Origin of the sequence: Belnapia moabensis DSM 16746, assembly GCF_000745835.1 — a bacterium.
Classification (GTDB): Bacteria; Pseudomonadota; Alphaproteobacteria; order Acetobacterales; family Acetobacteraceae; genus Belnapia; species Belnapia moabensis.
On the sequence record NZ_JQKB01000134.1, the window covers coordinates 1 to 8714 of the forward strand.

General features: G+C 63.7%; 4 protein-coding genes. 2 read left to right on the forward strand and 2 right to left on the reverse strand.

What is annotated here, in order from left to right; all coding sequences use genetic code 11:
- The first annotated feature begins 2679 nt into the window (after positions 1-2679).
- The gene (locus tag EP26_RS33995) at positions 2680-3651 is read left to right on the forward strand and encodes a Bug family tripartite tricarboxylate transporter substrate binding protein (protein ID WP_084113087.1); all 972 of its coding nucleotides are present in this window, start codon (positions 2680-2682) and stop codon (positions 3649-3651) included.
- Positions 3652-4030: 379 nt separating this feature from the next.
- Positions 4031-4999 (forward strand): TAXI family TRAP transporter solute-binding subunit, encoded by a 969-nt coding sequence (locus EP26_RS28190; RefSeq protein ID WP_211259594.1) that lies wholly within the window; start codon positions 4031-4033, stop codon positions 4997-4999.
- A gap of 590 nt (positions 5000-5589) precedes the next feature.
- Here EP26_RS28190 and glmS read toward each other — a convergent pair.
- The gene (glmS, locus tag EP26_RS28195; RefSeq protein ID WP_043344211.1) at positions 5590-7413 is read right to left on the reverse strand and encodes a glutamine--fructose-6-phosphate transaminase (isomerizing); all 1824 of its coding nucleotides are present in this window, start codon (positions 7411-7413) and stop codon (positions 5590-5592) included.
- 2 nt (positions 7414-7415) lie between these two features.
- Positions 7416-8714 (reverse strand): bifunctional UDP-N-acetylglucosamine diphosphorylase/glucosamine-1-phosphate N-acetyltransferase GlmU (gene glmU, locus EP26_RS28200; protein WP_043338158.1); only part of this gene is annotated, 1299 nt, incomplete at its 5' end.

Genomic DNA, 8714 nt, shown 5'->3' on the forward strand with positions numbered 1-8714 from the left:
CGGCCCTGCCGCGCCGCGTAGTAGGGCGCGCACTGGCCTTCGACAAAGCCGTCAAACCCAGCGCTGAGCAGTTCGGCCTGCAGCCGGTCGTAGAACACGTGCCCTGGCGAGCGCGGCATCTCTGCCCAGGTCACCAGCAGTTCCGGTTGCTGGCCCTTCTGTCGTCCCAGCGCCATGCCACACCTGCCATTCGCGTCCTGGAGCGAACGGAATCAAGTCAGGGCGACTTCGTCAACGGGCTGTTATGCGACTTGCCGCAAACTGTGCAACGCCCCCTCCCCCTTAACAGGTAGGGCCTCCAGCAAACCGAGGGTGGGCCACGGTGATGCAGCAGGACTATTTTTGTAGAATGTCAACCAAAACCGATTAAACTTACCCTGTTGGCAGAAAGTATCTCCACCAATGGTTGTTAACGCCTCATCTTCAAAGTCAGTTATTGACCAGAATTTCACTCCTGAGTTTCATCAGGCGGTTAGCTCCTGCAGTACCGAGTGGACAATACTGCCGGTTGTGATGCGGGCAGGAAGTGGACCGCATGGGGGCTTATGTCGCGCCGATCGCGGCATCGCTTTGATTGGGCGCGCCATCGATCTAGCCGCTGTGCTGAATGCCAAGCAGGTCTTATTGTCCGTTGGATTTGAAGAGAGGTTTGGCAGCTTACCTCCGATTGTGTATCGCACCCTTCCGCCGCCTGATCTGCCGCTCGCAGAAGTCCTTGAAGCAGCCTTTGATCTTGAGCCCCACCTCAAAGTTGATGAGCCGGAGGAATGGCTTCAATCTGTGATTGAGGCTTTTGCCAGAGTGCCAGGGGCTCAGCCTGGCGTCCAAGAGGCTGCGCGCCCCCCCTTTGACAGCCCCGCTGAAGCCGTCACCTTGCAGTCTCCTGCATCACAAGCGCCGCTGATTGGTCGTCTAAGCAATGGCAACGCGCCTCCCATCGTAGCCTTCGGTCACCAATCTACTTTTCCTGCATCACCGCTTTCCAACGGCGACGCTGTGTCGCTAGATGCCAGCGGCAATGCTGAGACAACAACTCGACTAAAAAAGCCTGCAGCCGAGAATGAGCTCAGCACCATCCCAAAGCAGACACGCTTCCGAGGCGCATTGCTGATTGGCTCGACCGCTGCCTTGATCGTGTGCGGTGGTCTTGCCTGGGCTATCATGCGTCAGTTTGACGGTAGCAATCCGCTCGGCCAAATGGCTGGTGATGGAACGGGAGCTTCATCGAGCGCGCCGGCTGTAGAAGGTGGGACATCGCTCGCACCCAGCAATCCTCGCCAGAGCTTGGATGGCCAGGGCACAGGCACGGTTGCTTGGAGACCCAGTCCGCTTGCGTCTACCCATGACCAGTCCGAACAGCGTGTCGCGCAAGGCACAGAACCGGACCATAAACCGGAGGCAGACAACGCTGGCGGCCAACTGACGGAAACGCCGACTCCTCCGTCGCAGGCTGCGGTGTCTGCTGGTTCCCGCGTGCTGCCCGACGTTCATCAGCCAGCCCTACATCCCCCTTCAGACGCGCCTTCCGCCGTAGCCACGGCCGTTCCGCCAGTGACTTCTTTGCCGGACGTTTCGTTTGGAACACGTACAGAGACGTCCCATCCCCTCCCACTCCTCCCATCTACGGCAGGCGAGGAGGGCAGGACAGAACCCGGGATGCAGCATGGAGAGGGCTCCAACCACCATGTGGAAGCCGCTCCCCCCTCAGTGCCGCCCTCCGAAATTGTCCCACCAACAGACCCAGCCGACGCTAGGGCCAACACTCTGGCCACTCCGCCTGACATCAGCAGTGGGGTGCAGTCGCCACAGCCGGCTGTAGCGACGAGCCCCCCCAGTCCCTTGTTACCGGCAGAGTTTCCAGCGTTTACTTCACGCGATGAAGCCCGGCCGGGGACCAGCACTCCAGCCGCCCAGTCTGACACCGGCAGTGTCGAGAGACCTTCGCAGCCAATCGTTGAGATAACGCCGCCTAGTCCCACTTTGCCGCCGGCGGAACCACACCACAGTCGAACCGTGCATCAGAGCCCAGCGCCTACCACGGTGAACCCTAGTGACCAGCCCTTGTCAGAGCGGGCCGTACCGACTGCTCCAAGTTTGCAACCATCGCCCCAACCACTGACAGCGACGGCGTCGCCACCGCTGCACAGCGTACCACCAACTTCGTCATCACGCCGTATGTCTCCTGACCTACTGACGAACCTGTTGCGACGCGGCCAGTTGATGCTTGACGCCGGTGATGTTTCCGCTGCACGTCTCCTGTTCAAACGTGCGGCCGAGGAGGGCAGTGCAGCTGCCGCAACGGCCCTCGGCCGAACCTATGACCCGGAATTTTTGAATAGCATCGGCGCCAGGAGTAGCGGAGCAGACGAGGCGTTGGCGATGCAGTGGTACGAACGGGGCAGCGCGCATGGAGATCCGGAAGCGGCTCGCCTCCGCCGACGGTTGGGTGACTTGCGCCCTGCCCCCTAAAACCGCGCGTGCGACCCTTGGCCGCGCATGTCCGGATTGTCGTGATCTCCTTCATTCCACCTCGGCTTCTCGCCCCAATCCGATCACGCCAACGGATCTATTTGCGTACAACCATCAAGGTGCTCGAGGCATGCTATTAGAAACGCCAGCATTTGCGTGAGCTATTCGACTAGGTGTAGGCTCCACCGTATTGCCAACTTGGAATTTGCAATGTCAACTCGCCGAGCACTTATCGCTCTTCCCGCCTTGTTGGCGACGGCGGCACCGTTGCGGGGTAAGGCAGCGACTTGGCCCGATCGGCCCATCCGGTGGATTGTCGGATTTCCGCCGGGCGGAGCCCCTGATCTTCTCACACGCATCCTGGCACAGCGGCTGGAAGCTGAACTAGGCCAAGCTGTCGTGGTGGAAAACCGACCGGGTGCGGGCGGTAACCTTGGTGCTTCGGTCCTCGCCCGCGCTGCACCAGACGGCCTGACCTTTGGCACGCTGTTCGCCGCGACGCTTGCTGTGAACCGGCATGTGTATCGTAATCTACCGTTTGATCCGCGACGCGACTTCACCTTGATCAGCGAATTTGCACGCTTTCCTGCGGCCGTGATGGTGCATTCCTCCGTTCCAGCTTCAAACATCATTGAGCTTGAGGCTTGGATGCGGGCGCAAGGGACACCCCCTATTTGCGCAACACCAGGCGCGGGCGTCATTCCGCATCTGGCAACAGAGATGCTACTCGAACGATTAGGGACGCGCTGTGAGCTGGTCCATTATCGCGGCAATCCTGACGCCTTGCGCGATCTCGCCGCCGGGCGTGCGCAGATGATGATAGACGCGTTTCCCACCGCACTTCCTTTAATACGCGACGGCGGCGCTCGCGTCATCGCAGTCACCGGCACGGACCGCTCACCATTGTTGCCGGCCGTTCCAACGGTGGCTGAAACCCTTCCGGGCTTCGAGACAGCGTCCTGGCTTGCTGTTGGTGGCCCAGCGGGCATCCCAGACGCGATCGCTGCACGTCTGGGCGCTGCCGTTGTCGCCGCAGCTCACCATGCCGACACAGCACGACGCTTCAGAGTCTTGGGAGCCGAACCGATCGGCTCGACCCGTGAGGAACTTGCAAGTCGTGCCGCCGCCGAGGACAAACGCTGGGGTGAGCTGGTTCGGGCCAGAGGCATCACGGCGGAGTAGATGCGCAATCCTGCATGTCAAACATCGCACCCTTTGCGTCGAAGGTAGAGCAACCGACCTCAAATCTCTGCAGGCAGCTCCTATAGGGTTGCTATGCAATGAGTCCACGGTTCTTCCGTGCCGCAGACCACCGACAACCGACGCGACGGAAAATGAACGACAGCGATGTATCGGCCTGAAGACGGCCAGATGGTTCAGCCGCCCAATTCATTGCGAGTCTGTGGCGTTTGGAGACGATTGCAAGAGCACAACAGGAGCTGCCGGAGATGCAGCCGCGGCTCAGCACAAATAGAGGGACACGCCCATGATCAGACTACGAGCGATTGCAATTGGCCTTTGCATTCTCATAACAGGCCTGACGCAGCCGCTGACACGAACCATGGCCCAGCCTCGCCCCGAGCCGCCCCTAAGCGGCGCCGAAATGGCCGTCAAGCAAAAGCTCAACGCCTGGACGGTTGGCTTAGCCGGCGGCTTGCTGGAAGGGGCGCCGATTCGATTTGCGACTGAAATTGCTAGAGTCGTTGATGAGCGTGATGCACTTCACGTACTTCCAGTGGTAACGCGTGGACCAACGCAAAACGTTGAAGCCTTGTTGTATTTACGCGGCATTGATCTGGCGATTATTAATACCGACGCGCTTGAACAATTTCGCAGTCTCACGCCAAACATCGACCAACGCATCGCTTATATTCTCAGCCTTTTCCCCTCCGAAGTGCACATTTTTGCGCGTCCCGAAATTACGTCAATCTCAGATCTGGCCGGCAAAAAGGTGAACTTCAATACGCCTGGCACCACAGCGGCTTATTCAGGCCCTCTGATATTTGATCGACTCAAAATTAACGTCGAAAGAACTTTTATGCCGCACCCCGCCGCGCTCGAAAGAATGCGTCGAGGCGAGGACGAAATCGCAGCGGTTGTATTTATTACGTCAAAGCCTGTCGATGCATTTTTGCGGGGGCGTTGGGAAGCTGGGTTCAAATTTTTGCCGGTCGATATCGCAGATGCCGATTTTTCCAATGTCTATCTTCCTTCAACTTTGACCTCGCGGGATTATCCGCAGCTCATCCCTGAAGGCCAAAACGTTTCTACAATTGCAATACCGACCATCCTTGCCGCCTATAATTGGCCACAAGGATCGGACCGTTATGGTCGGCTCGTGAGGCTGGTTGACTATTTGTTCAGCCGGATCGATCAGTTTCAAGCACAAGGCTTTCATCCGGCCTGGAGAGAGGTAAATCTCGCAGCGCAAGTCCCCGGCCTCAGGCGCTTTCCGCCGGCTCAGGAATGGCTAGACCGCAACCGGGCGTCCCGTGCGCCACGGGTGCCGGTAGGAGCAATGCCACGCTGATCCTGGTAGGTGATGCCCAACTTCCCAAGGATGGTCACATGGCGAGGACGCTATGGCAATTTGTTGCTCTTGCCGTTATCGCATCCGGGGCACTGGAGCCTGCTCCGGCTTTAGCGCAATCCCGGTGCGAGATGAGACGGCAAGCATGTGTCAGCGAATGTTATGCACGGCATTTCACAATCGACCCGCAACGCGGCAAATGTATTGCAAGCTGTAGTGTTGAAGAAGACAAATGCAGACGTGAGGAAACCAGGCCGCGTTCTAGTGTGGATAGTCGCCGGAATTGGGCAGAGCACGGCCGAAATTTACGTTCAGTCCCGACCGATTTCCATATAGTTTGGCGGATGGCCCACTGACTGCCAGAAAGCCGCCTAATGGCGGGAGTTTATACATCACTCTACCTATCTGCGAGTCGAAGCGTGGCGGCAATTCTAGGCTCGGGTAACTGCAAGCAAAAGCATTGCAACGCCGCTGTTTAGGCCTTGTGCGCTGCCACCCATCAAACTTCGGCAACCGTTATGGCGCGCCGCTCGGTGAGCTAGGCCATGAGGGTGGTTGGCGGTCACGATGCCGGTCGTGTCCAGCCTGAACTACTCGACGGTCACGCTTTTCGCCAGGTTGCGGGGCTGGTCCACATCGGTGCCCTTCAGCACGGCGACGTGGTAGGCGAGCAGCTGCACCGGGATGGCGTAGAGGATCGGCGTGGCGAACTCGCCGATCTGCGGCAGGACGATGACGCGCTCGGCGAAGCGGCGGAGCGCCGGGGCGCCTTCCGCATCGGTGAAGGCCATGACGCGGCCGCCGCGGGCCGCGGCTTCCTGCAGGTTGCTCGCGGTCTTCTCGAAGAGCGGACCCGAGGGGCAGAGGGCAATCACCGGGACGTCGCTGTCGATCAGCGCGATGGGGCCGTGCTTCATCTCGCCGGCGGCATAGCCCTCGGCATGGATGTAGCTGATCTCCTTCAGCTTCAGCGCGCCTTCGAGGGCGATGGGGTACATGGCGCCGCGGCCGAGGAAGAGCACGTCGCGGGCCTTGGCGACCTCGGCGGCGAGTTCGCGGATCGTCGCGTCCTGCTCGAGGATGGCGGCGGCGTGGCTCGGCACTTCCAGCAGGGTCTGCGCGAGGCGGCCTTCGTCGAGCGTCGACAGTTCGCGGCGGGCACGGCCGAAGCCGATGGCGAGGCAGGCAAGCACGGCGAGCTGGGCGGTGAAGGCCTTGGTGGAGGCGACGCCGATCTCGGGGCCGGCGACGGTCAGCAGCGCGCCGTCGCTCTCGCGCGCCATGGAGGATTCGGGCACGTTCACGACCGAGAGGACGCGCTGGCCGGCCTCCTTCAGCAGGCGGAGGGCGGCCATGTTGTCGGCCGTCTCGCCGGACTGGCTGACGAGGATGGCGGCGCCGCCATCGGCGAGCGGCGGGTTGCGGTAGCGGAATTCGCTGGCGACATCGGCATCGACGGGGAGGCGCGCGAGCTGCTCGATCCAGTAGCGGCCGACCATGCCGGCGAGGAAGGCGCTGCCGCAGGCGCTGATGGTGAGGCGGGTGATCTTAGCGGGGTCGAAGGGCAGGCGCGGCAGGCGGACTTCGAGCGTCTTCGGGTCGAGGTACTGGCGGAGCGTGTCGCCGAGCACGGCAGGGTGCTCGTGCAGCTCCTTCTCCATGAAGTGGCGGTAGTTGCCCTTGCCGACGGCGGCGCCGGAGACGGCGGTGACAGTCACCCGCCGCTCCACCAGATTGTGCGCGGCGTCGAAGAAGCGGGCGCCCTCGCCATCGATGGCGGCCCAGTCGCCCTCCTCGAGATAGGCGATGCGGCGGGTCAGGGGGGCGAGGGCGAGGGCATCGGAGCCGACGAACATCTCGCCCTCGCCGAAGCCGACGGCGAGCGGCGCGCCCTGGCGGGCGGCGAGCAGCAGGCGGGGGTGGCCGGAGAAGATGGCGGCGAGGGCGAAGGCGCCGTGGACGCGGCGGAGGGCGGCGGCGAAGGCGGCTTGCGGCTCCTGGCCCTGGTGGAGCAGGTCGTCGACCAGGCGGACGAAGGTCTCGGTGTCGGTCTCGGTCTCGAAGACGGCGCCCTTGGCCTCCAGCTCGGCGCGAAGTTCGGCATGGTTCTCGATGATGCCGTTGTGGACGACGCTGACGCGGGCGGTGCTGTGGGGGTGGGCGTTGCGCTCGGTCGGCGCGCCGTGGGTTGCCCAGCGGGTGTGGCCGATGCCGGTGGTGCCGGGCAGCGCGTCGCGCTCCAGCACGCCGGCGAGGTTGCCGAGCTTGCCCTCGGCGCGGCGGCGCTCGATATGGCCGTTGACGAGCGTGGCGATGCCGGCGCTGTCGTAGCCGCGGTATTCGAGGCGGCGGAGCGCTTCGAGGAGAAGCGGTGCCGCGGAGGCCTTGCCGATGACGCCGACGATTCCGCACATGGCTATTTGCCCTTCTTGCCTTTGAACCCACGCCCGGGCTTCACCGCCTGGCGGCCGCGGGCGATGGCCATGGCGTCGTCCGGCACGTCCTCGGTGATGACGCTGCCGGCGGCGACCAGCGCACGGTCACCGATGCGCACCGGCGCCACCAGCGCGGTGTCGCTGCCGATGAAGGCGCCGGCGCCGATCTCGGTGCGGTGCTTGGCGATGCCGTCATAGTTGCAGGTGATGGTGCCGGCGCCGATATTGCTGCCGGCGCCGATGGTCGCATCGCCGAGATAGGTCAGGTGGTTGGCCTTGGCGCCGGGGCCGAGGAGTGCGGCCTTCAGCTCGACGAAATTGCCGACATGGGCGCCCTCCCCCACCTCGGTCCCGGGGCGCAGGCGGGCATAGGGGCCGATGATGGCGCCGCGCCTCACGGTGCAGGATTCGAGGTGGCTGAAGGGGCGGATATCCACCTCGTCCTCCACCGTGACGCCGGGGCCGAGGACGACATGCGGGCCGATGGTGACGTCCTGGCCGAGGCGGGTGTCCCAGGAGAGGAAGACGGTGTCGGGGGCGGTCAGCGTCGCGCCGCCGGCCATGGCGGCGGCGCGCAGGCGGGATTGCATCCCGGCCTCCAGCAGGGCGAGTTCGGCGCGGCTGTTGGCGCCGGCGAGGTCGGCCTCGGCGGCTTCCTCGGCGAGGACGCGGCGGCCCTCGGCGACGGCCAGCGCCACGACATCGGGAAGGTAGTACTCGCCCTTGGCGTTCTCGGCGCGGATGGCGGCGAGCCAGCGGAAGAGGTCGGCGGCGGGGGCGCAGACGACGCCGGCGTTGCAGAGGGGGATGGCGCGCTCGGCCTCATCCGCATCGGCCCATTCGACGACGCGGAGGACGGCGCCGGCCGCGTCCGTCACCACGCGGCCGTAGCGGGCGGGGTCGGCGGGGCGCATGGCGAGGAGGGCGAGGCCGGCCTCGGCGCGGCGGGCGAGGAGGCGGCGAAGGGTATCGGTCGGGATCAGCGGGTTGTCGGCGTAGAGGACGGCGATGTCGCCGGGGTAGTCGCGCAGCAAGGGAGCGGCCTGGGCGGCGGCGTGGCCGGTGCCGAGGCGCTCGGCCTGGATGACCGTCGCGTGGGGGCGGGCGGCGGCCTCGAGCGCGGGCATGTCGGGGCCGACCACCACGACGATGCGGTCGAAGGCCGGTTCGCAGGCGGCAATGAGGTGGTTGAGCATCGGCCGGCCGGCGATGGGGTGCAGCGCCTTCGGCAGCGCGCTCCGCATGCGGGTGCCGAGGCCGGCAGCGAGGATGATGGCAGC